Source organism: Burkholderia sp. Tr-862 (assembly GCF_011753085.1).
Lineage (GTDB): Bacteria > Pseudomonadota > Gammaproteobacteria > Burkholderiales > Burkholderiaceae > Burkholderia > Burkholderia ambifaria.
Map to the genome: position 1 here is coordinate 15524 of NZ_VWWG01000007.1, position 20784 is coordinate 36307.

At 59.6% G+C, this 20784-nt stretch carries 32 protein-coding genes; 22 read left to right on the forward strand and 10 right to left on the reverse strand.

From position 1 onward, the window contains the following. Nucleotides 1-6: 6 nt before the first annotated feature. On the reverse strand, nucleotides 7-387 hold the full coding sequence (locus F3J14_RS03995; protein WP_166721883.1) for a hypothetical protein: 381 nt from the start codon (nucleotides 385-387) through the stop codon (nucleotides 7-9). 193 nt (nucleotides 388-580) lie between these two features. On the opposite strand from F3J14_RS03995, the gene F3J14_RS04000 reads away from it, so the two are divergent. From F3J14_RS04000 to F3J14_RS04085, 18 genes are all read left to right on the forward strand, one after another. Continuing rightward, on the forward strand, nucleotides 581-799 hold the full coding sequence (locus F3J14_RS04000; RefSeq protein WP_166721884.1) for a hypothetical protein: 219 nt from the start codon (nucleotides 581-583) through the stop codon (nucleotides 797-799). Then, nucleotides 796-1494 (forward strand): DUF2786 domain-containing protein, encoded by a 699-nt coding sequence (locus F3J14_RS04005; protein ID WP_166721885.1) that lies wholly within the window; start codon nucleotides 796-798, stop codon nucleotides 1492-1494. The genes F3J14_RS04000 and F3J14_RS04005 overlap by 4 nt, the downstream gene beginning before the upstream one ends. Before the next feature lie 338 nt (nucleotides 1495-1832). Further along, nucleotides 1833-2285, forward strand: coding sequence for a hypothetical protein (locus F3J14_RS04010; protein WP_166721886.1), 453 nt, complete (start codon nucleotides 1833-1835; stop codon nucleotides 2283-2285). Nucleotides 2286-2303: 18 nt separating this feature from the next. Next, nucleotides 2304-2555, forward strand: coding sequence for a hypothetical protein (locus F3J14_RS04015; protein ID WP_166721887.1), 252 nt, complete (start codon nucleotides 2304-2306; stop codon nucleotides 2553-2555). Nucleotides 2556-2730: 175 nt separating this feature from the next. Continuing rightward, nucleotides 2731-3570, forward strand: a complete 840-nt coding sequence (locus F3J14_RS04020; protein ID WP_166721888.1) for an A24 family peptidase — start codon at nucleotides 2731-2733, stop codon at nucleotides 3568-3570. 24 nt (nucleotides 3571-3594) lie between these two features. Next, nucleotides 3595-4221, forward strand: coding sequence for a hypothetical protein (locus tag F3J14_RS04025; RefSeq protein WP_166721889.1), 627 nt, complete (start codon nucleotides 3595-3597; stop codon nucleotides 4219-4221). A 27-nt stretch (nucleotides 4222-4248) separates the two neighbouring features. Next, complete coding sequence (locus F3J14_RS04030) at nucleotides 4249-4896, forward strand: hypothetical protein (protein WP_166721890.1); 648 nt, start codon at nucleotides 4249-4251, stop codon at nucleotides 4894-4896. 68 nt (nucleotides 4897-4964) lie between these two features. Beyond that, entirely contained in the window at nucleotides 4965-5654 is a 690-nt protein-coding gene (locus F3J14_RS35395) for a hypothetical protein (RefSeq protein WP_211080323.1), read from the forward strand. A gap of 10 nt (nucleotides 5655-5664) precedes the next feature. Beyond that, nucleotides 5665-5895 (forward strand): hypothetical protein, encoded by a 231-nt coding sequence (locus F3J14_RS04040; RefSeq protein WP_166721891.1) that lies wholly within the window; start codon nucleotides 5665-5667, stop codon nucleotides 5893-5895. A gap of 272 nt (nucleotides 5896-6167) precedes the next feature. Next, nucleotides 6168-6356: a helix-turn-helix transcriptional regulator gene (locus F3J14_RS04045; RefSeq protein WP_348771935.1), complete on the forward strand. Its 189-nt coding sequence runs from the start codon at nucleotides 6168-6170 to the stop codon at nucleotides 6354-6356. Nucleotides 6357-6439: 83 nt separating this feature from the next. Next, on the forward strand, nucleotides 6440-6805 hold the full coding sequence (locus tag F3J14_RS04050; protein WP_166721893.1) for a hypothetical protein: 366 nt from the start codon (nucleotides 6440-6442) through the stop codon (nucleotides 6803-6805). Nucleotides 6806-6868: 63 nt separating this feature from the next. Next, complete coding sequence (locus tag F3J14_RS04055) at nucleotides 6869-7219, forward strand: hypothetical protein (protein ID WP_166721894.1); 351 nt, start codon at nucleotides 6869-6871, stop codon at nucleotides 7217-7219. Nucleotides 7220-7665: 446 nt separating this feature from the next. Further along, on the forward strand, nucleotides 7666-7872 hold the full coding sequence (locus F3J14_RS04060; RefSeq protein WP_166721895.1) for a hypothetical protein: 207 nt from the start codon (nucleotides 7666-7668) through the stop codon (nucleotides 7870-7872). 284 nt (nucleotides 7873-8156) lie between these two features. After that, nucleotides 8157-8486 (forward strand): hypothetical protein, encoded by a 330-nt coding sequence (locus F3J14_RS04065; protein WP_166721896.1) that lies wholly within the window; start codon nucleotides 8157-8159, stop codon nucleotides 8484-8486. Continuing rightward, complete coding sequence (locus F3J14_RS04070) at nucleotides 8465-8611, forward strand: hypothetical protein (RefSeq protein ID WP_166721897.1); 147 nt, start codon at nucleotides 8465-8467, stop codon at nucleotides 8609-8611. Before F3J14_RS04065 ends, F3J14_RS04070 begins: the two co-directional genes overlap by 22 nt. A 19-nt stretch (nucleotides 8612-8630) precedes the next feature. Beyond that, nucleotides 8631-8921, forward strand: coding sequence for a hypothetical protein (locus F3J14_RS04075; RefSeq protein WP_166721898.1), 291 nt, complete (start codon nucleotides 8631-8633; stop codon nucleotides 8919-8921). A gap of 16 nt (nucleotides 8922-8937) precedes the next feature. Continuing rightward, nucleotides 8938-9300, forward strand: coding sequence for a hypothetical protein (locus F3J14_RS04080; RefSeq protein WP_166721899.1), 363 nt, complete (start codon nucleotides 8938-8940; stop codon nucleotides 9298-9300). Nucleotide 9301: 1 nt separating this feature from the next. Beyond that, a complete protein-coding gene (locus F3J14_RS04085; RefSeq protein WP_166721900.1) occupies nucleotides 9302-9817 on the forward strand; it encodes a hypothetical protein in 516 nt (171 codons plus the stop codon). Here the strand turns inward: F3J14_RS04085 and F3J14_RS04090 are convergent. The 3 genes from F3J14_RS04090 to F3J14_RS04100 all read right to left on the reverse strand — a co-directional run bounded on the left by F3J14_RS04090 (nucleotide 9814) and on the right by F3J14_RS04100 (nucleotide 12528). Further along, nucleotides 9814-10536: an SOS response-associated peptidase family protein gene (locus F3J14_RS04090; RefSeq protein WP_166721901.1), complete on the reverse strand. Its 723-nt coding sequence runs from the start codon at nucleotides 10534-10536 to the stop codon at nucleotides 9814-9816. The two genes, F3J14_RS04085 and F3J14_RS04090, sit on opposite strands and share 4 nt — an antisense overlap. Nucleotides 10537-10539: 3 nt before the next feature. After that, on the reverse strand, nucleotides 10540-11049 hold the full coding sequence (locus F3J14_RS04095) for a hypothetical protein (RefSeq protein ID WP_166721902.1): 510 nt from the start codon (nucleotides 11047-11049) through the stop codon (nucleotides 10540-10542). Nucleotides 11050-11262: 213 nt separating this feature from the next. Beyond that, entirely contained in the window at nucleotides 11263-12528 is a 1266-nt protein-coding gene (locus F3J14_RS04100) for a DUF5623 domain-containing protein (protein ID WP_166721903.1), read from the reverse strand. A 347-nt stretch (nucleotides 12529-12875) separates the two neighbouring features. Here F3J14_RS04100 and F3J14_RS04105 point away from each other — a divergent pair, with 347 nt between their 5' ends. After that, nucleotides 12876-13409 (forward strand): hypothetical protein, encoded by a 534-nt coding sequence (locus F3J14_RS04105; RefSeq protein ID WP_166721904.1) that lies wholly within the window; start codon nucleotides 12876-12878, stop codon nucleotides 13407-13409. Nucleotides 13410-13488: 79 nt separating this feature from the next. On the opposite strand, the gene F3J14_RS04110 is transcribed toward F3J14_RS04105, so the two are convergent. The 6 genes from F3J14_RS04110 to F3J14_RS04135 all read right to left on the reverse strand — a co-directional run bounded on the left by F3J14_RS04110 (nucleotide 13489) and on the right by F3J14_RS04135 (nucleotide 17614). Continuing rightward, nucleotides 13489-13896 carry a hypothetical protein gene (locus tag F3J14_RS04110; RefSeq protein ID WP_166721905.1) on the reverse strand — a complete coding sequence of 136 codons (408 nt, stop codon included), beginning with the start codon at nucleotides 13894-13896 and terminating at the stop codon, nucleotides 13489-13491. Between the two features lie 92 nt (nucleotides 13897-13988). Continuing rightward, nucleotides 13989-14816: a hypothetical protein gene (locus tag F3J14_RS04115; RefSeq protein WP_166721906.1), complete on the reverse strand. Its 828-nt coding sequence runs from the start codon at nucleotides 14814-14816 to the stop codon at nucleotides 13989-13991. A gap of 4 nt (nucleotides 14817-14820) precedes the next feature. Beyond that, complete coding sequence (locus F3J14_RS04120) at nucleotides 14821-15090, reverse strand: hypothetical protein (RefSeq protein WP_166721907.1); 270 nt, start codon at nucleotides 15088-15090, stop codon at nucleotides 14821-14823. A gap of 197 nt (nucleotides 15091-15287) precedes the next feature. Continuing rightward, complete coding sequence (locus F3J14_RS04125) at nucleotides 15288-15968, reverse strand: AAA family ATPase (RefSeq protein WP_166721908.1); 681 nt, start codon at nucleotides 15966-15968, stop codon at nucleotides 15288-15290. A gap of 62 nt (nucleotides 15969-16030) precedes the next feature. Beyond that, nucleotides 16031-17068 carry a DNA-binding protein gene (locus F3J14_RS04130; RefSeq protein ID WP_166721909.1) on the reverse strand — a complete coding sequence of 346 codons (1038 nt, stop codon included), beginning with the start codon at nucleotides 17066-17068 and terminating at the stop codon, nucleotides 16031-16033. A gap of 255 nt (nucleotides 17069-17323) precedes the next feature. After that, on the reverse strand, nucleotides 17324-17614 hold the full coding sequence (locus F3J14_RS04135) for a hypothetical protein (protein WP_166721910.1): 291 nt from the start codon (nucleotides 17612-17614) through the stop codon (nucleotides 17324-17326). Nucleotides 17615-18001: 387 nt separating this feature from the next. On the opposite strand from F3J14_RS04135, the gene F3J14_RS04140 reads away from it, so the two are divergent. From F3J14_RS04140 to ssb, 3 genes are all read left to right on the forward strand, one after another. After that, nucleotides 18002-19033 (forward strand): hypothetical protein, encoded by a 1032-nt coding sequence (locus F3J14_RS04140; RefSeq protein ID WP_166721911.1) that lies wholly within the window; start codon nucleotides 18002-18004, stop codon nucleotides 19031-19033. 2 nt (nucleotides 19034-19035) lie between these two features. Beyond that, entirely contained in the window at nucleotides 19036-20256 is a 1221-nt protein-coding gene (locus F3J14_RS04145; RefSeq protein ID WP_166721912.1) for a tyrosine-type recombinase/integrase, read from the forward strand. Between the two features lie 67 nt (nucleotides 20257-20323). Further along, the gene (ssb, locus tag F3J14_RS04150; RefSeq protein ID WP_166721913.1) at nucleotides 20324-20764 is read left to right on the forward strand and encodes a single-stranded DNA-binding protein; all 441 of its coding nucleotides are present in this window, start codon (nucleotides 20324-20326) and stop codon (nucleotides 20762-20764) included. Nucleotides 20765-20784 lie beyond the last annotated feature (20 nt).

Below are 20784 nucleotides of genomic sequence, written 5' to 3' on the forward strand. Positions count from 1 at the left end.
GTCACCTCAATGGCGCAGAAGTTGTTTGATATCCGCAAGACGTGACTCAAAGAGCGCGTCGGAGATGATCCGCCGATCGCGGAACACATCGTCGGTCGTGGCTGCTTCAGCGTCGACCAGAGCAAATGCGAGTGCAACGAGCGTGTGGTCCTGACGAACGGGGGCCAACTGATACCGAATCGCGCTCAGAAACTTCTCCTGTTCCTGCGGCATGGCCGTTTTCGCGAGAAGCGTCGCACTGGCGACCGCTACGGTTGCGTCGCAGATCTGATGTGGCGCGGTGACTGAAAGACGAAGGAGATTTTTCGCGAGATCGGCATCGCCAGTCGCGTCGACGATTTCAGTCACGACCTCTTGTACTACGGGGTCAGGCAAGCGGATCTGCATGGTTTGACTCCCTGTCTGTTTGCATGTATCGTTACAATCATACGGAATTTTCGGTTGTATTATACCGGCATTTCCGTAGCGGGAAAGCACCCGGCCTGAGGCCCCACTCTGCGTCGGATGCTGACCCGGTATAGCCCTCGGATTGCCGGATGGACGTGCATCGTTCATCCGGCTCTTTTTTGGAAGCGAGCCAATGTCGAGCGGCATTTCACCGTTGCTTATCGCTCGCGTCACCGTGGCGACGTACTGCCTTTCTGACGGGGCATTCCACCTGTATTCCCACGCCCTGGCACTAGCCAGCGGTCCAACGCCGTTCTTCGAAATGACGCCGGCAATGCTCATCCCCGCACGAATCCTGCTATCCGATCGCGAAGCGATCGTTGAGCGCAGCTATCGATGGAGTGACGAATGACCACCGACAAGGCGAAAGTCTTCGAAAAGATCAGGAAATGCCTTGCGCTGTCGAAAAGCTCAAACGAGCACGAAGCTGCGGCTGCGTTGAGGCAAGCGCGTGCGCTCATGCGACTGCACAGCATCAACGAGGATCAGGTCGAAGCAGCATCGGTTACCGATGCTGCCACGGGCGCAGGGGCAAAACGTCGGCCGCCGCTGTGGGAAGCGGCGTTGGTCGGGACGGTTGGCGCGGCGTTCGGATGCGCAGTCATCTTCGAGAGCAGCCGAAGAAATGGGCACTGGCGCTTCGTCGGCGTGGGACAGTCGGCCGAAATTGCCGCTTACGCATTCGAGGTGCTGTTTCGACAATGCAAAAAGGCGCGCGCCGAATACATCGCGGCGCGATTGAAGCGCTGTGCGAGCAGCCGAAAGATCGAGCGAGCCGACATGTTTTGTCGTGCTTGGGTCGCGACGGTCGCGCGCCAGGTGGGAGAGTTTGCCGACACGAAGAATGATGCCGCGATCGCAACGTATATCAAGCTGAAGTACCCGGAGACAGCGGATTCACCTGAGTTGGAGCCACGAGATCGGACGCCGAACCCGAAGATCGATCGCAGTCTCTGCATGGATTTTCTCGCCGGCAAGGATGCCGGTCAGTCCGCCCGTCTGCATCATGGCGTGGGTGCGTCCAGCGAAGTGTTGCGCCTTTCCTGACGGCGAGCATGGTGTGGGTTCGGGTTCGGTGTGCGTATCGGCGAGGTCGGGCGGCGAATCGCCCGTTGGCGGGGAAGGAGGGGCGGGATGTTTTCGAATGAAACGGCGCGTGACGACGTGATCCGACGCATGCGCAGGGTGTGGGGAGAAGATTGCTCGATTCAGATCTATGGGTCTGGAGGGCGGGTTGTGGGCGAGGGCGAAATCGTCAGGTTCGCGGATCTCGAAGATCTGGAAAGCATCATGAAGAGTCGGCCGGACCCGATCGAAGATCGCACTTGCTAGGTCAGATAAACTGACCTAATATCAAGCCGTGTTTTGGATCAGTGGAGGTGTTCATGGAAGAGCATGCACGTATTGAAAATCCCGCCCGCGTGTGCGAGCGCGACGCGAAGATGTACAAGGTCGAACTCATGGACCGCGGGCAAGACCTGACCACGCTTTACGTGGTCGATGGAGTGATCGTTTATTGCGGCCCGTTTCAGCGGCTGACATGGGAAGGTCGAGCGCTCACGGCAAAGGTATTTGAAGAGGGCGACACCGTCACTTTTTCGGATGATGGTCGATCGCTCGAGTATCCCGTCATCAGCGTCGAGAAGGTGGAGCGCGACCTGCCGTATGAGGCGTGGCTGGAGCGGATCGACGCACTCGCGTGGGGGCAGTGGGGCGAGCGTGCCTATACGGCAAATACCGGCGCGTGCAAGCCTGGTGATCCGTGGATCGAGCCGTATCTCGATGGCAACACCCCTATCGAATCATGGGAAGAAGAAGTTAGCGCGGCTTGCAGCTAGGCGAAAACGAGGAGCGTCATGAACAAGACTTCGATCAGACTTGAGCGCGCAGTGGCCGACTGGAATCGCCAGCATGGCGTCGGCGCGTTCGTGAAGTACCACCGGATCATCGGCGAAGGCGAGGGCGTTGCGACGAAGACGCGTAGCGAAGCCTGGGTGCTGAGCGGGCACACCGCCGTGGTGATGGTGGAGGGCGTTTCAGGGTGCGTAGCGCTTGAGGCGGTCGTCCCGTTGGGAGCAGCGCGCAAGCAGCTAGCGGAGGGCGTATGAGTCGGCGCAGCAGGGAAAAGCGGGTGACGTTTCGCGGCGCTTGCGAGCCGGGTGACAACAACGAGATCGATCGTGTCTTCGTGGAGTTAAACGAAGCAAATGGGCATATCGGTGACGGTGCCGTCGCTTCGCGCTCGAAACCGACTGAGGATGACCAAGGGCTGTCGGTGGACACATGCAACACATGATGACCGAGTTTGCCGCCGTGCCCATGCCGATCCGTTCCGGCCTCGTTGCGCTCGTCGGTCTCGTGATCGGCAGCTTCCTCACAGTGGTGATTCATCGACTGCCGATCATGCTCACCCGCGAGTGGGCGAGTCGCGAGCCTCACGCCGAAGCAGCGGCGTCAGGCAGCTACAACCTGGTCGTGCCTCGTTCGGGATGCCCCGCGTGCGGGCATCAGCTTCGAGCGTGGGAAAACGTTCCTGTACTGAGCTATCTGCTCTTGCGCGGCAGATGCAGCCAGTGTGGCGTGGCGATTCATTGGCGCTACCCGTTGATCGAGATCCTGTCCGCGATGCTGGCCGTCTTCGTTATGTTGCGCTTCGGCGTGTCTGTGAAAGCTCTGGCCGGCTACCTGTTCGCAGCGAGTGTGCTGACGTTGGCGTGCATCGACGCGGAGACAGGATTTCTTCCGGACGTGATCACTCTCCCGTTGGTTGCGATAGGGATTGCCATCAATTTCGCAGGTGTCTTCGCAACGTTTGGGGCGGCCGTGACAGGGGCGGTCGTGGGTTACGCAGCGCTGGCCGTTGTGTTGTACGCCGCGCGCGCGATCGGCGGCAGAGACGGCCTCGGATTTGGCGATTTGAAGCTTTTCGCGGCAATAGGCGCATGGTTCGGCGTTGCGTCGGTGAGCCAGGTATTTCTTCTTTCTTTCGTGTTGGCCGCTGCGCACGGCGTGTGGTTGATGCTGCGTGGCAAGGCATCGAGTGACGAAGCAATGCCATTCGGTCCGTTCATTGCGCTTGCGGGCGCCTTCACCTTATTTGCGGGCCTGCCGCTGGCGCTGTAGGCCATGAGTGTCGGAGATTCGAGAATGTCACTGGAACAGCGAGACGAAGCCTCGTTACAAGCGGAGGATCTGGCGTTGCCGCAGCACGCCGTTTCCTGCAAGGTTCGTGAGCGAACGGAGCGTCTCTTTCATCCTGGCGGGTACGAGATCACGGGATACGTCCTGACGCAGAAGACTTCTTCGTGGAAAGTGGTGGTGGACGTGACCGGTACGCGCTCGATGAGTTTGGCCGATCTCGAACGCTTGATGAGGTGGGAGGAGCCGATCGGCTCGGGCGGTCCACCGGAGGGGGGCGCGGTCGACGGGCCGCCGCCAGTGGCTTTGTCGCTCGCAACTACGGCAGTGCCGAAGTGCGTGCTCTCTGTCGAACCCTCTCATGCCGTGCCCAACGACATTGCCGACGCGCTCGGGATTCTCGCGAAACGACTCGGGTGCTGTTTCAACGACAGCATCCCGCACAACGCCGGTTGGTTTGTGCCTGGGAAGCAGATCGCATACGTCAGCGCGCTCGATGCGATCGAGGCGCTATTCAAGAACCTGAAAAGCGGTGGCACGATCTATGAGCCGACAAAGCTGGAGGAGCCGGTGCGCGTCGACCGTGCTTCAGTGATTTCGCCGAAATGCGATCTGTCGCAACAGGCGCTCTTCTGAACGCGATCCACGACTGGAGTAGGCAACATGAAGGTTGGGAAACTCATTCTTTCGGCAGCTATCGGTATCCTGATCGTGGTTTCGATCGAGGCCGCGATCCTACATCTTGATCTTGCTGCTCGACAGAGCGCAGTTCAACCGGCGATCGCCCATGCCGTCGCGGCGGTCCCGAAGCCGGAGGGCTTGATCAGTCGCGCAGATCTGTTTTCGACAGCCGTTCTTTGCGGGGGCGTATACGCGCTTTGCCTGGTCCTGCTTGCCGTGTTCTATCCGCTTGTCGCGGGTATGGCATGGCAGCATCTGGTCGGTCCGGTGCTTGTGAAGCGGTGGCCATCGCTCGCGCAGAGCGCCGATCGCGGCCGACCCTCGTATATGCCAACTGAGCCCGGCCAGCCATTCGTGCTGAGTCTCGGGCTGTACCCGGCACCACTGCACGACGTGATCGCGGGTATTCGCGACGGGTTTCTGCTCGGGGTTGGCGCGGCCGTAATGCCGGACGTTGTGACGCCTTGGGTTTTCACGGCGATTCTGGCCGTGATCGTGGCGAAACATGCCTGGCGGATATCGAACGCTGAAGGCGCGGTGGCCGTCGATCGTGTGATATACGCCGGCAAGGAAGTTCTCATGTACGCGTTTGCGATCCTCGCTCTTCGTTCCGTCGATCTCCTGCACTGAATCGGTCGTTTGACGAGTGCGATAATATGTGTATCGTTATACCGATACGCATATTGTGAGGGTTTCGAATGTCTCAAGAGCCGAACGTCGTGCAGCCGCTCTCGAAAGCGATCGCAGTGGTCAAATGGAAGCACCTTTTCGATAAGGAAGTCGGCGGTGTCGGCCAGTCTCGCGGCGAACTGATTGCCGGCCTCGTCCGAGCGGGAGCAACGGAAGATGCGCTGAAACGCTTCTGGCAGGAGACGAAGCATCTCGCCTGGCCGGCGTCTGGCGGCGTCTCTCCGTGGGAAACTGCGTCCACCATAGGCTTCGCACTTGAGGCGGAGGCGACCACCGGCGCGAACGCGAATGCGTTGGGGCCGGAATACGTCGCGCTGCTCCGGGAGGCGCTGGCGGCGAAGAACGCGGAGCTTCAAAGGGTCAGCGAGACCATGGACGAGCGATTCGCGGACGCCATCATCGGAAGCCGCCCCGAACGCTTTGATGCTCTCGAAATTCAGGGCGTCAGCGAGTTCGTGGACCCATCCAATCCGGATGCGAGTTTCTGCGAAGTCGATAACGGCAGCCCTCAATTTTTCTCTGTGTACGTCCATTACCGGACGGGTGGGGTTGAATGCGTTGGCGACCACGGTTCTCATGAACTTGCCGCGGCGTATGCCAATGCCCTTTCCGAGACCCACGGGTGGCCGATTTACGACTACGTTGCGCCGGCCGAAAATGCAGCAGACAGCCCCGCGCCGGCGCGTCTGCGCATGTGAGGTGATCGATATGGAAAGGGTCAAGAAGGTGGCAGTCGTGCTCGATATGCACCCCGAGGACTACCGGCGCATGCGCGAGGCGGCTGACAACGCCAGGATGCCGGAAGGCGAGTTTTGCGGGCTGGCCTTGCATCGAGGTATCGGCTTGATGCGCGATCTGCGGCGCAATTTGCCCCCGAGAGATCCGGAGCGAAATGGCGTGGTCTTCGAAGCGGATGTGAACGCTGACCAGGCGCGGTGAAGCAGCCGAACCCATCATGAACCAAAAAAATAAGGGGCTCAGTTCAGTGCGGGGCTGCGCAGGCATTTCCGGCGACCCAAGCTAGGACTTGAGCACCTTAATCACACGACTCCTATCTTGACGTTTTTGCGCGCGAGCGGCGCAACGTCGTGGCCCAAAATCGCTCTCCGCGATTAAACACTTGGGCAGTTTCGGCCGATATTGCGATATGGTGGGGTATGATGATGGAACATAGGCGTTCCATTTGACAACCGACCATGAGGGATACTGACGTGCTCTACGGCGAAGATGCGCAGGCGCTGCGCAAGAAGGCCGGATTGACCCAAACGCAGCTTGCGGAGCGCTGGGGGTTGACGCGCCAACAAATCGGCAGGTACGAAAAAACCGGGCAGGAAGTGCCCATGAAGGAGGCCGACGCATACCGTGGGCTGGTGCTTGCACTAAAATCAAATGCAACATAGATGTTGCATTTGCGCTGGCTCGGCGGTATGCTTTCCCTCATGATCGACGCGCGGATGTCGATATTAAAGAGGGATTGATGCGTATGAATGTTCTGGTTGACAAGGCGGCGTTGGATGAGCTGCTGAAATCCGTCGTTCCGGTGTTCGCCGGCAGCACGAACACGATTGCTGAGGAACTCAACCTGGATGATCTCGTGGCGGAAGCGGTTGCGGCGGCGCAGCCGCGTAAGCGTGCCAAGGCAGGCGCGAGCAACATCGATCCGCTTGATCAGTTGGTGTCGATCGTAATTGGCGCACCTGAATCCATGAACCGATTCATCAAGGCGCAGGTGGCAGAGGCCGGCACGAACGTGCAGGCTTATACCAGGGCGGTCTTGCATCTCGCGATGCGCGCGGGTCTGATGGAGCGCGTGACGGCTGAGATGCGCGGTGCTGCCCGACGAGACTAGGAAAACAACTCAGCGCGTGAGCGCTCCGCACTGGCCGGTAGCCGGAAAAATTCAAAAGTCAAAATGAAGAAAAGCCTCGTATTTGCCGCAATGCTCTCGTTTGTGAGCTTCGCCAACGCCGAACCCGTGACCAGCTTCAATGCGGACCGCTACGTCGCCTGTGACACGCACAGCGTTGGCGCAGTGCTCATGGCGAAGAAGGCCGCAGAGCAAAAGAAGCCGGTCGAAGCAATCGTGAACGCAACGTATGAACGTCCGCCCGTCCTCGATATCAATCTCTCAATTCTCGCCTCGGACGCGATCAAGACGGGGTATCTGCACTCAGCAGACGAGAGAAGCCTGCAACGATTTCTCACTGGTGTGTGTTATGCGGGCGATTTGACCGGCAAAGAACTGGCTCCCAAGAAGCCCTGACGAGAAAATAACCCGGTCTTGGGGCTTTACCCTCGCTGCCCGACGCGGGCAGCAACAGGCCCGCGCGGAACAACTCATGATCGGTGTTGGTTATCGAAACGACGTTGGCGAATACGAGTTGGTCGGCATCGATCGCGGAGAGTCTGGCCGCAACATGCCCTGACAAGCGCGGCATGGGACCGAACTTTGGCGCGACCATCTTTGCGTGTCACCAGTCGAAGCCAAATGAAGAATTCGCGTGCGCGGGTTGGCTCGCCACGGTCGGGCATCGCCATCCAAGCGTGCGGCTGGCAATCGCGTCGAAACGCTTGGACACTTCGGCGCTGCAACCCGGTCCAGACTGGCCCGAATTGCACGAGAACTACCAAGAGGTTTTGAACAAGCTGCGCGCAACATGCGCAGGGAGCTAACGAAAAATGCCGGCGCGGCCGGCGCAAGGAGAAGAAATGTCGCAGAACGTGGTGAAAGTGAAGTTGGGCTGGCTCGACAAGGCAATGTTCGATACGAGCGTGAAGCCGAAGGGATGCTTTAAGCAGGCGTGGGCAATGAAGCTGGCGCGCGAGAATGGGCGATGCCAACTGCCTCGAGGCTTCATTGAGGGCCGCCGGTTCTTCATCGGAGGCAGTATGGCGCCTGGTATGGCGAAGCGGTAAGACGTGCACGAGTTGCTTCACTGATCCGACAAAACGGGGGCGTTAAATGGCGCGACCAAGCAAGGTTCTCTACGTGTACAAATGCGCTGCGTGCGGTCGTCGGGGCGAACAACACCTCGATGATGACTCCCACGACGGCGAGGCATCTGTTTGCGTTTTCTGCGGTGCACCCGTCGCGTTGGAATGGGATGGTGGCGTGACGTTCGAAACGCCAAAGACGATCGCGGACGAAGCCATCGAGCGTGCCCGCGAGCGTAAGTAGGGCGCTCATCATCGAGGGAGCTATGGAAAGCGAAGACCGAGGAAACACTGTTGCTACGAATGCGCTACGCCCATGGGCACCGGCTTCGAGGGAATTCGACGCGTTTGTCCATGATTTTTGTCTCGTACAAATGAAAGCGAAAAAGCCCGCCAGTCTGGAAGACATACAGCGACAGTTGTGGAGCGCCGCTGAGTTCGACTGGCACCGGCAAACTGGCGAAGTTCGGAAGCTGACTGATGCACGCGGCAATCCGCACGGCGACGCAGGCACCTATGCGCATTTAATCGACATCGCTTTGAATGCGATGCGCGGCGCTCAGGGGAGAGATCAATGCAAGAACAGGAAAGCATGACCAAAGAGCAAATGCTGGCGAGGATCAGTGTGCTCTCAGACGAGATGGATGCGAACGAGGAAGAGAACCGCATGATGCAGGCGGAAATCGATGACCTGTACGCGCGTCTCGATGCGACGAAGTGAAATCGGCGAAGGAATTCAGATGAGCAAGCTACTCGAATTTTTGAGTCTGCAAAAAATACAGCGTGCATCAATTGCATACTTGGCATGGACGATGCCGGCCGTGACACTCTTGGCGCTGCTGTACATTGTCCAGCAGCAAGCCGCGAGCGCCCATGCGGCAATCCGTATGGCCCACACCGATGCACCGGCGACTGTACATTTGATGGAAGCGTCCGCGCGCGCGAGTTGGCTTATCGCTTCGCTCGCTGCCGCGACGATCGCGTCGGCGGTGGCATACGTCGGTTCGTGGAAACGCAATTTGCGCACCTGACCTTCGAGATCTAACAATGACGAAGACCACCTATCCGAACACGTTGCTCCAGCCTACGCAGATTATCGACTTTCTGCTCTCTAACGGCACACGCGTTCGCGCGGTACTTACCCCGCGGCCTGATGCAAGCCGCACATCGGTCGCCAACGTAGACCTTGAGTACACCAATGCCGGCAGTGCGATGCTTGTGCCTGTTCCCAACCAGGGGCAGCCAAGGTCCGTCTTGCAGGCGGGAGCGCAAGCGTATCAAATCGCGCAGCGGGAAGCTCAAAGAAGCGGCCTCAATATCGATGGGGTGCAGCTTGAAGGAGAAGAATTCCTCGAGGTTGCAGATGTCGAGCAGATAACAGCCAATACGATCCCGGTGACGAAGGTCTGAAATGGACTCCCCCAATGAAGTGTTGCCGTTCGATCAGGGAGGCGAGGCTTACTGTGCGCGGGTGGACTTCAGTGCTAATCCGTTTCCGCCTGGTACGTGGCAGCACGGTGAGTGGTATGACGGGTGGCAGAACGCGAGCGAATGCGATCCCGACGAGTCGTATGATTGGGGTGCGTTGAGGTTCACAGACGCGGGATTATTGGCCGCGGGCCTCTACAGCATGACCAGTCAGATACTCCGGGCGTTTCCCTCGTATTTCGTCAAGGTGGAACCGCACGAATCTGACGACCCGGAAGGCAGCGATAATCTCTGGCTGTCGGTGGTGGACTCCGATCTGATCGAAGGCGATTTGATAGCCGTTCGACCAGCTTCACAGAACCGGTGGTACGTGGACCACGACCTGGCGAACAAGTACGGTGGCTGGCCGACCGTGTGGGACTTCGGTGGGGCAGAATCCGATGTGTTGGCGAAGCTTCAGGAGTACCTCATTTCGCCTGATCGTATGCGAAGGAGCTAGGCGGCCTTCGCCTTGGCGCGTTTCGGTGAGTCCGTCGGCTCAGCCCGCATTTCATCGGCCGGCAGCAACTGCATGATTGCGCGCGCGGCCTCAACGTTCTTCGTGTGCAACCATTCGTCGTAGTCGGCCGGCCGCAGGATCACGATCGAGCGCTTCTCGTCTTCGGGACCGTGCATCTGCTTCATCAGTGGGTGATTGTCGGCGTTGAGCGTCAGCATAGAGACGCCGATCAGCGGCCGGCCGTCGCGATCTGGATATCGTTTCCAGATCCCCGCGACGCAATACGTCGAACCATCGGCCATGCCGATCCTCTGCCACACGCAAGGGCCCTTGATCCACTTGCCCTTTTCATCCAGCTTCGCATGAGGGTAGGACGGCTCCAGCACATATGCAGCGGGGATCAGGCATCGCTGTCCGTCAGCCCAAGCCTTTTTGAACGTTGGTTTGATGCTGACCTCTTCGCCGCGCGAGTTGTACGTGCTGAACTTGGGCAGTTTCTTGCCGTTCGGAAGGGTCTTCTCAGGCTGCATGAACTTCGGCCAGAAGCCGTACACACCTGCGACGACCATCGCATCATCGCCGTCCGGTAGCACGGCCGGCGCGGTGTAGTCGGGCCATACATCCAGTGGCCAAGGATCGCGGTGAAACAAGTCGCCGATGCCGAGCTTTAGTTCGTTGATGCCCGGATCTTCGTTTGGCGCGCGGTAGGTGGTGCACATCGGTTAGTAGCCTCCGTAGGCTTTCGTGAAGGAGTGGTAGCCGACGGCCTGAGCTACGGCCTGGTGGAGCCGGACAGCAAGCGGCTCGACAATGCTCCACAGGGGGAAGTGCTTCGTGCCGGTCTGGATGTAGCGCAGGCCGTGTTCGATGTTGAGCAGGACCAGCAATTCCATTGCCTTTATGTCGCGATCCGTTTCCCTGAATATGCTGAGCAATCCAAGCTCTTTCGCCTTCCGATAGCAGGCGTGGAGGTCGTGCCCGTACTGCTTTTTCCGCAGCTCGCGCACAGTGATTCCGGAGTGGCGCAGGTAGGACTTGAGCGTCAACTCGATACCGTGATGTGCCAAGAAATAAGCCGGCACTGGCGAAATCTGCGCCCCCGGATTCCTTTTCGCTTGGTCGTCATCCACGAGCATTGCTGCTTCGATGTACTCATACGCGTAGCGCGCGAGGCCGATCGCGGTCGTCTTCTCTTCTTCGTCCATTGCGGCGGGCTTCGCTTGCTGTTCCATATCGTCCCTTGATGGCGCTGCGTGGCATTTGAAGCGAATTTTTCGTACGCTAAGCGCGAGCACGTCGCCCTTGCTTCGCAGGCGATTTCCCGCTCACGAAGGTGCTCTTGAGCAGCGTAGCGTCAACGCTGGTTCGGCGTCACAGTGCGTGGTAGACGGTAGGCCGACTGTAACAGGGTGGGGCAGCCACATTGTGGTGCCCCACCCGAGGGCTTAGTCTTGCCGGCGCGCCCCAGTTTTCAACAGTGCGGCCTCAACGCCGGCGAGCCGATCGAGTAGCGCCCGCCTGGGTCTGCAGTCCGGGTATCCCTCACTCAGCAGCGAGCGAATGCGGCGAACGGCCTCAATCTGGCCGCCTTGATCGACGATCGGTTCCTGGTGCGTACCGTAGTAGGCCGCACGAAACTGCTCGTCTGACATTTCGTCGCCTGGATATTCCAACTGTATCCAGTCATCCAGCGTCGTCCGCACAAATTCGATAGACCTGCGTGGTCCGCCCGGAAAACCATGGTGGTCGAGTGCGTGCACGAGTGGGCCCACGGTGAGATGCATGTCGAGCGGCATCCGCCTGGCCGGCCGCCACCGAGACTCTATCCCGCCCACGCGCGATCCGTACGGTAGCGCGCCATTACGTTCCACACCGCGCGGCGCGGGCATCTGTCGTGCCCGTCTACTTTTGCCCTTAGCCTGTCTGGCAGGACTGATGAACTGGGACCAGTAGCGGGCCGATTCTCCGTCCCATTCGGGTTCCTTCCCGCGACCACCGAGCTGGGCGAGTTGTTTCGACAACCTAGCAAGCAGCGTTTGACTGGAACAGAAAACGTGCGGGATCGTCGTCGGGTTGTGAAGACCTTCCCATTCCGGCGTCGCCATGTGAATTCCGTGCTCGGCGACCCAGCTGTGGCGCTTCTCGGGTTCAAGGAGCGCATAAGGCTCATCAATAAAAATCCACGCGCCTGTCTCCCTGTCGACCCACCGCGAAGCGTGGTCAAACCCGGGCAGGTCATCGAAAATGCGCATGGGGCGTCTTTGCTGCTGCGTTGTAGTCGGGCGCAATCCGGTCGCCGCCATGAAGCGCAGCGTGCGCGCAGCAGCGAACAGTGCATCGCGGGCGAGCTGCTGATTGCTGACGTCCGTCCTCAACTCGATGTGATCCACCGATTCGAGGAAAAACCATCCGAGGTTTTTCGCCGTGCTCAGCTGATGACTTGCGATGACATCGACCAGCGGCTTGGGCAGCCTGATCGTGAGGGTCTCGCGCCCGGCACCGCCGGCATTTGCCCAATACGCACTCAGGTATGCCGCATGGGTCGTTGGATGCTCAATCTGGTTCTGCGCATGACGCAGATTCTGGAACCCCGCTGCGCGGGACGCCTCGTCGAGAGCCAGGTGATGGGGGATTCCGTGCTCGCGCTTGATGGTTTTCGCGAGGCGCTTGATGCCGTCCAACGTCGACGGCCGTGCATTGATGCTGGGCATGACGGTTCTCCGGCCCTGTGTGCAGCGTTACCCGTCCACCGCTGCGTTCCAGGGCCAAAGAAGGCCATGGAAATGAGGTTGCCGCGACAGTGCTGTTGCCAGCTTTGCGAAGACGGGTTGCGAGCGCCTGCCTAACGCTCGTCCACATCATAACCCGTCTGACCCCGCCTCACCACCCGGTGTCGATTTTCTGAACATCGGCTTCTCCGCGGCCAACAACGTGAACGGGCGATTCCGGCCGTTGGGGGCTGCGAAATCGCCCCTTGAACGCACCTCGAGTTCCGATATGGACTTCCTCTGCGCCATACTCGATATACTGTATATTCGTACAGGTGACGGTGTAAAAAATGGGGACGGTTTGGGAGTATCGATACGAGTACACCGACCTCGACAACGGGGAGGTGAAGCTGTACCCGTTCTGGCTAACGGAGGCGGAAGCGGGTCATTGTCACACGCTCCTCGAGAACGACTTCGGGCGCAAGCTGAAGCACACGCGCCGCGAGCGGGTGGGGCCGCCGGCATGGCGTGAAGCGTGCAGGGTCGAGCCGTATGGCATCAAGACACTGCCGGAGTTCGATTCGCCGATGCACGCCGAACTGGTCGATCTGTACCGTCGCGTGCGCGATCCGGACATTCGGCGTGTCATCCTCGAAGTGGTTCGCGCGCGGCGCGTGATGGGCGAGATTGAAGATCTGTTTCGCGTGATCCGGAACGAGTACAAGGACACGTTGGTGGCAATGAACGTGCTTCGCTGTCTCATCCAGACGGAGCGATGGCGCGTCGGCGAATTCGGCGGTGCGTCTGACGTGAAGAGCCGGGCTTCGGCCGGCGCGCGTCGAGACGGCGGCCGGCCTGACGACGAGATCAAGCAGGCGAAGTGAACTCACTTAGGGAGAGGGGTTCACTTCGCCGGCCGTCGCCGTGAGCGCAGCGAGAAAACGGCGCACGACTGACGATGCGTTACTCTTGCGTGTGCCCGTTGCGCTCGGTCAGATAGTGGTCGATAGCCGCGCGAAAATCTCGCGTCAGTTCGTCTGCTGTCGTGCCGTGAAAGCTGATGACCGAATCCGCATCGAGCACGCGGCCGACGAAAATTCTATCGCGCTCGTCGAAATCGATCTTGGCGGCAAACCCCTTGTAGGTCATGCCCTTGAGTATGTCCGCTCGGCGTTGCAGACCAGCTTTTGCTGCCGCGAACGAGGGTGTGCCCGGCGGGCACCACGTGGGCATCATGCCGGTATCGCGCGCAGTGCAGTAGGCGTTCGACAGGCCGCCTTGGGTTGGCCGTCGTGTCTCGCCGACCTTTAGCATTTGCTCATAGGTGGCGCGCAGAGTCGGGCTCTTCGGTCTGTACGGGCGATGGGTCATGATGGCTCTCTAGCGTTACGCGGCCGGCTGAAGGTCGTGCAGTGCCTCGGGGTGTCGAACGGTGACGCGCAGAAGCGTAGGTGCCGGTCAGTCTAGTCTGATATAGGGCGCGCCATCGCAGCAATCTTGCGGCGGTCAGCCTGGAACACTCGGAATTTCCGGAAGTCTTCAAGAGTTGGATGATCCCGCCACGCATCGTTGAGCTTGTCGAGGTGCTGCCCGATCGACAGAATCAGTCGCTGCATCTTCGCCCGTCTGTCGGGCTCGGCACTGTTCCGAACAACCTTGGCAAGTTCATCGAGACTGTAGTTGATGTAGAAGTCGAATGAATTTTCGGTCCTTCCGGTGGTCTTGACCCACCATGCTCTCGCGGCCTTCCCCGCAAACTCAGAGATGTCCTCGGCCAGCTTCAGCACCTCGTCCGTGGCTGCTGCATCGATCGAAGCAACGCCAAGCTGCGCGAGTATGAGTTTGGTTTGCCGTTCGGCCGTCTCCTGTTCGCGTCGCGCATCTGCGTCCTGCTTCACCTTCCGGGCGATCTTCTCGGCGCGTTCGAGGTCATCACCCAATACATCGAGGGCCTGGCGAGCTTGCTTGATCGCATCGATCTGTTCGGACGACAAATATTGACCGAACAGATCGAGCGCGCTGCGCAGCGATCCAACCGTACGTCGCACCGTGCCGCGATGCTTTTTGATGTCGGCGTCGCCTACCCATTCGGCGTTGAGCCGGAAGCGCTTGTAGATGAGTTCGTCGCGCGTCATCGCGGCAAAATCCGCGCACGCATCCTTGAGGTAGACGTACCGATTCGGGGCCTCATACCCTTTCGAGCATCCCCAGGATAGCGAGGTGCCGGTGAAATGCCGGCATTCTTCGCATCGGACGGGGCCGTGAACGGGTGGCTCGACGGGCGGTTTCATCGCGTCAGAGTCCCTTGCGAATCTCTTCGGCGCGGCGCTCAAGCTCAGGAATCAAGATCAAATCCAGAAGCTTCTGCTTGCTCTTGACGTTGGTGTTCTCGAATACGAAGTTGTAGAGGTCCAGCGTGGAAGGCGTGACGCGCCAGAGCACCGACTCAGAAGCCTTTTCGGCGACTTCGGCGGGCGCATTCGATTTGGCCGTGGCGACGCGCCGCTCGACGGCGGCCGGTGCAGCGCTTGCCGCTTCAACCGGGGCCGGCGCAGGCGTAGCCACCGGAGCGGGTGCGGCGGCCGCAACTGGCGCGGCCGCCGCTTGGGGAGTGGGCGCAGATGATGGTGCCGCGGCGGTCTCAGCGGGCGGAGGCTCCGCAGAGCCAACAGCAGCGCGCCGTTCGTCCGCGCCAGACGCAAAGCGCTCCAGTGCAGCCGGGTCTACAGGAGGTTTCCTGTTGGGACGGACAAATCCACTGCTCATGCCAATACCTCATATGCGAACAACTGGATCTCAGCCTTCGCCTTGGAGTTGTCCATCTCTACCACGCCGAAGCCTTCGAGCAGAGCCTGCTTGTAGATCTTCCGATAGCCGATGGTCGTCTCTGCCAATCGGATTTGGTCGAACTCTTCGAGAAATGCCTTAGCGTTGAGCACTTCCTTCGGCGATGGATCATGCGGGGTCATGTTCAACAGGCCGAACGCGCGCAGATCAGGATTGAGCCCCTTCGCCAAGCTGATGACCTCGTTCATGTGGTCGAGCGTTTCGAGATCTGCCTGGCTTGCGGCGAAGGGCACATAAACCTTATCCACTGCCGTCAGGGCCGTTCGAAGTTCCCTGCTGTCGTGACCGCCCACGTCAACGATCACGTACTTGTAGCGCGTCGCGAGATCTTGAACGGTCTCATAGACATTCCCGGATTTCTGCGTGCAGTGAATCTTCGCGACCGGAGCGCCGCCGAGGATCTTTTTGTTCCTGCGGTCGATCCAGTTAGACGTGGTAGCTTGCGGGTCGCAGTCCACGATCATTACGTCGTGGCCTTCGCCGGCGAGGTAAGCGCCGAGATTGGTCGCAGTCGTACTCTTGCCAGTGCCACCTTTTTCGCTGGCCACTGCGAAGACCGCGCCTTCGTCTCCGTTGACGGCAGGATTCACGTTCATTCGATTGCCCCTTTGTAACTATATCGAATCATATCAAATGCTATCATTTGATAGCGGATTTTCTAGGCTGCGGATGCAGGAGTGGCGTCGCGACCGCCACTCCGCTGTGCGGCCAGCATTGCCTCCAATTCGCGAACGCGCGCTTCCGCCGCGCTTACGCGCGCAGCGGCCTCCGCCAGTTGGGCGAGAGCCGTATCTCGATCCTTCTGAAGGCGGTCGGCCAGCTTTTCAGCCGCTTCGGCTCGCCCTTCGAGGATTCCTCGTTCGTTGGAAAGCCGATTGATATTTCCCTGCATGCTTTGCATGGCGATGTTCAGCGCACGATTGTTCTCATCTGCCTCTTTCCTCGCCTCGCGATCACGGGCAGCGGCGGTCTTGTAGTCATCTATGACTACAAGCAAACGTCGTTGCTCTCGCTCAACACGATCGGAAGCGGCCCGGAGTTCCTGAATGGTGCGCTGCAATTCGGCAGCTTCCTCGGCACGCTTGCGCTCGCGCTCATCGCTTTCGGCCCGCACTTGGGCTAGCGTTTGTTCTGCGGCATGTCGGCCGGCCTGTTCGGCCGCAAGCTGGACGGCTAACTCTTCGCGCTGAGCGTCGGCCGCCAGCGCTCTGTCAGCAGCCTGGTGCGCCGCAGCTTCCGCCGTGCTTGCCCGACGACCCGCCTCGGCCGCTCGAGCTTCAGCCGCGCTTACGGATGCCTCGGCTTCAGCCCGAAATCCGGCCAGCGCGGCGTCTGCTTGGGCGAGAGCGTTCTCCCACACCGTTGCGGCGACTTGGCCGAAGACTTCGAGAAGGAAGTCAGGAAGGTCAGGGCGCTCAATCCGGACCTTTGCGCTCTCTTGAAGCCGCTTCCAGAACTGGTTGATCTCGTCCTGCGCCGTGCTCGTGCTTGGCGATCGACCATCCTCGGCGAGCAGCGAAACCAGCCGAGTAGCGCCTGCGCGCTCGCCGAATTTGAAGAAAAGGGTTTCGATCAGTGCTCGAAGCTGCTTCCGGTAGTCGCCGCGATAGGCGTGTTCCTCGCGGATACGCTCAACCTCCGCACGAATGCGGTCTTCTAGGTCAAGGTCGCGAGGTCTGTTCGTACCAGATTTCATTCTGCTCCGCTTCGATTTGATATCACACGCTATCGAATGCAATCACTTGTAATCATATGATTGCATTCGATAGCAAATGGTTCGATTGCGCGAGGCGAGGGCAACTATTCTCGCGAAATCAACCCTTTGCGGCGGGATTTTGCAGCATATCAACAGGTCTATCAACAGAAACTGTTGATAACTCCCCATGATTTGATATCGAATCATATCGGATGATAGCATTCGATATCATGCGCAATCAAATCAAAACAAACGCTACGCTATCGAAGGCTTTGATGCGCTGATGTAGCGCAGCATCATCGCGTAGTTTGCCGCGTGGACCCCATGTGCAGGTGACTTGTCCGCGCAGATGGCGTGCGCGATCAAGTCACTGACGATTGTCGCGCGCAGGGCAGGGTCGTCCCACCCGACGCGCCCCTCCGCGGCCTTTCGCGCCATGACCACCTTCATTTCCGCCGCGAAGTCATCTATTGCAGCGTTGATCCGCGCGATCTCGCGCTCAACGGCTGCGGGGTCGATCGATTGTCCGTCCGGTGCCTTACGCATAGCAGCTTCTCTCCAAGTCAATTCATGGCTCGCCGGCGCGAGCACGGGGCGTTGAAACGGCCGACACACACCAACAAGCATAGAAAAGCATCGCAACGGCGTCAATTCATGATTACGTACAACGTCATTATTATGATCCTCACTTGCTCTTATCTGACATAACGGTTATTATGTCACTCAGTAGGCGCGGTGCAGGTTAGATCATCGCATTTCCGTGAAACATTGGCCTCATTTCGCCGGGAATGCTTTGCTGCGCAAGGGATGCGGCGGGGACGCAGTTTTGCCGTGAAACGTCCCGGAGATTGCGTATCGTTATAGTGATACGTGTTTTTTGAGGAAAATCCTCGCTTTTTGGGGGCTACTAAGCCCCCGCGACTGGAGATCAGAATGGCAAACCACGTTTCCCTCAAGGCAATGGCCGAGGACAAGAGCATCGACGGCGTTGCGAAGGTCACTCACTTCAAGGTCGATCCACGCATCATCCAGATCGAACAGGGCTTCAACGTCCGCTCGAAGCTGTACGGGCAGATGACCCCTACCCGCCGCACGTACATCGACAGCCTCAAGCAAGCGAAGCTCGCCGGTGCGACATTCCCGCCGCTGGACGTTCGGGTCGAAGACGGCGAAGTGTTCCTCGTTGATGGTGAAAACCGGCTCCTGATGGATCTGGAACTGATTGATGAAGGTCACGATATTCAGTTTGTGGAATGCCGGCACTTTCGTGGGAACGACGCAGAGCGCGTCGCCCATATGGTCTCCACCGGACAACAGGGCCTGCAACTGATGCCGCTGGAATCGGGTCATGGCTACCGACGCCTCGCGAATTGGGGCTGGCCTGTCCAGCGTATCGCCGCGCACGTGCGCCGCTCGGACACGCACGTCGAGCAGTGCATCATGCTCGCTGAGTCGGATACTGCGATTCAGGAAATGCTCGTTCTGGAGCAGACGTCTGCCGACGTGGTAATCCCGCTGCTGCGCAAGCACGGCAGCAAGAAGACGCTCGAGATTCTCATCGATGGTCTTGAAAAGGAGCGCGCCAACGGCGGCAAGAAGGTAACGGCCAAGTCCCTTTACGGACCGGCGATCCCGCGCCAGGTCGTCAGCAAGGTGGTTTCCTCGCTCGATACCTTCTACACTCGGCTGTCGGAAAGCGATCGCGAGAATCTCCAAACGCTCCTGACCGGCAACGAGGACGAACTGGAAGGCAAGACGGTCACGATGTCGGCCGCAAGCCTGAAGGCACTTTTCGACGCGCACCACGAGGTGCAGCAGGTGTACGCGAAATCCGAAAAGCGCGAGAAGAACAAGCGGGCGCGAGCAGCCACCACGGCGGCGGCAGAAGGCGATGCCGAGGACAGCGATGCCGAGTTCAGCTTGGACGACGTGGTGACCCAACACAAGACCCAGGCAGCAGCGTAACGATGACGGCACTTACGACGACTCCCAACCAGGCGTTCGCGCTCGCGCTCAACGCCACGCTTCCGCCCTCGCTCGATGGCAGTTCGGGCGCGAACCGGGGTGGCGGCAGGCAGCAGATCACGGCCAATACCGATTGGGAGGCGATGCGGCTTTGGTTGAGCCAGTTCACCGATCAGCAGAAGACCTACGACGCCTATGAAAAGGAGGTCGTGCGCTTCTATATATGGGTGCTGGCGAGCCGCGGCAAGCCATTGTCATCCGTCGTCTACGAGGATTGGAACGCGTATCTCGCGTTCCTCACCGATCCTCAACCGCGATCCGTGTGGGTCGGGACGAAGCGTGGCCGGCGCGACAAGGATGGCGGTGTGTCGAAAGACTATCGGCCTTTCGCCGGACCGCTGCGGCCATCGAGCATCCGTTACGCGCAGGGCATTATCTGGTCGATGTTCGAGTGGCTGCGCAGCGTCGGCTACCTGGCAGGAAATCCCATCATTCGCAACCGCCGTCGCCTGAAGAAGCCGGAGCGTTCGCAATCACGCTTTCTGACCGAAGATCAGTGGCACGCGGTGCTCGCCGCTATCGAGGAACTACCCCGCGAAACCGTCTTTCAGCGGCAACACCATGCCCGCTGGCGATGGATGGCGACGCTGTTCTATATGACCGGCATCCGCACCGCGGAAGCGATCAACGGCACGATGGGAGGCTTCTCCGCCATTCAGGACCGCGAGGACGCGCGCAAACGCTATTTCCTGACCGTGATCGGCAAGGGCGACAAGGAACGCTCAATCCCGATCCCGGACCCTTTCCTGCCCGAGATCTCACGCTACCGCGAGGCATTCGGCCTATCGCCATGGCCTGCGCCGGCCGAGGCGACTCCGCTCGTATTCTCGCTTCGCACCAAAACGGCATTCCGGCCGCTGACGCGACAGTCGGTTTGGGTCTTGTTCAAGGAGATCTTCAAGCATGCCGAGTCGGTGCTCGCCCGAAGCGATCCGGAGAGCGCTTCGCGGCTCAAGGCCGCTTCGACGCACTGGATGCGCCACACCGCCGCAACGGACATGCTGAATGCCGGAGCGGATCTGCGCACGGTGCAGGCGGTCTTGGGGCACGAAAGTATCTCGACGACATCCATCTACTCGCACACCGAAGATCTGAAACTGCACCGCGATCTCAACGACAAGCACCGTATCCGGTGGTCCGATTCAGGCAACCAGTCGGGCTAAAACCGACATTGCGCGTCAGGCAAATTTCACGCATCATATATACGATACGCAATTAATCGGGGGGTATATGGGCAGCATCAACAAGCAAATCCTTCTCGGTCGCCTTACCGCTGACGCAGAGGGCCGCAGCATTCCGAGCGGCGGTATGGTCGCCAACCTCAGACTCGTGACCTACGAGCGCTATCAGGACAAAGGCAGCGGCGACTGGAAGGAATTCGCAGACTATCACCGTGTTTCGGTGTTCGGCCCGCCGGCTGAAGTGGCGCGCAACCTGAAGAAAGGCACGGAAGTGTACGTTGAGGGGCGCACCCGCACGCGCAAGTACCAGCAGGACGGCCAGGATCGCTACATCACCGAGGTCGTTGCCAATGTCGTTTTCCCGACTGGCGAAGAAGCCGAGCGTCAACGCGACTCAACTCCGCCCTCACCGGCCGCTTCCCGGCCCGCTGCTACGGCAGGAAGTCCGGCAGCCGCGTCGGACGAGCCTGAAATCGAAGCGCCGTTCTGACGATGGCAGCCATGCGAGCC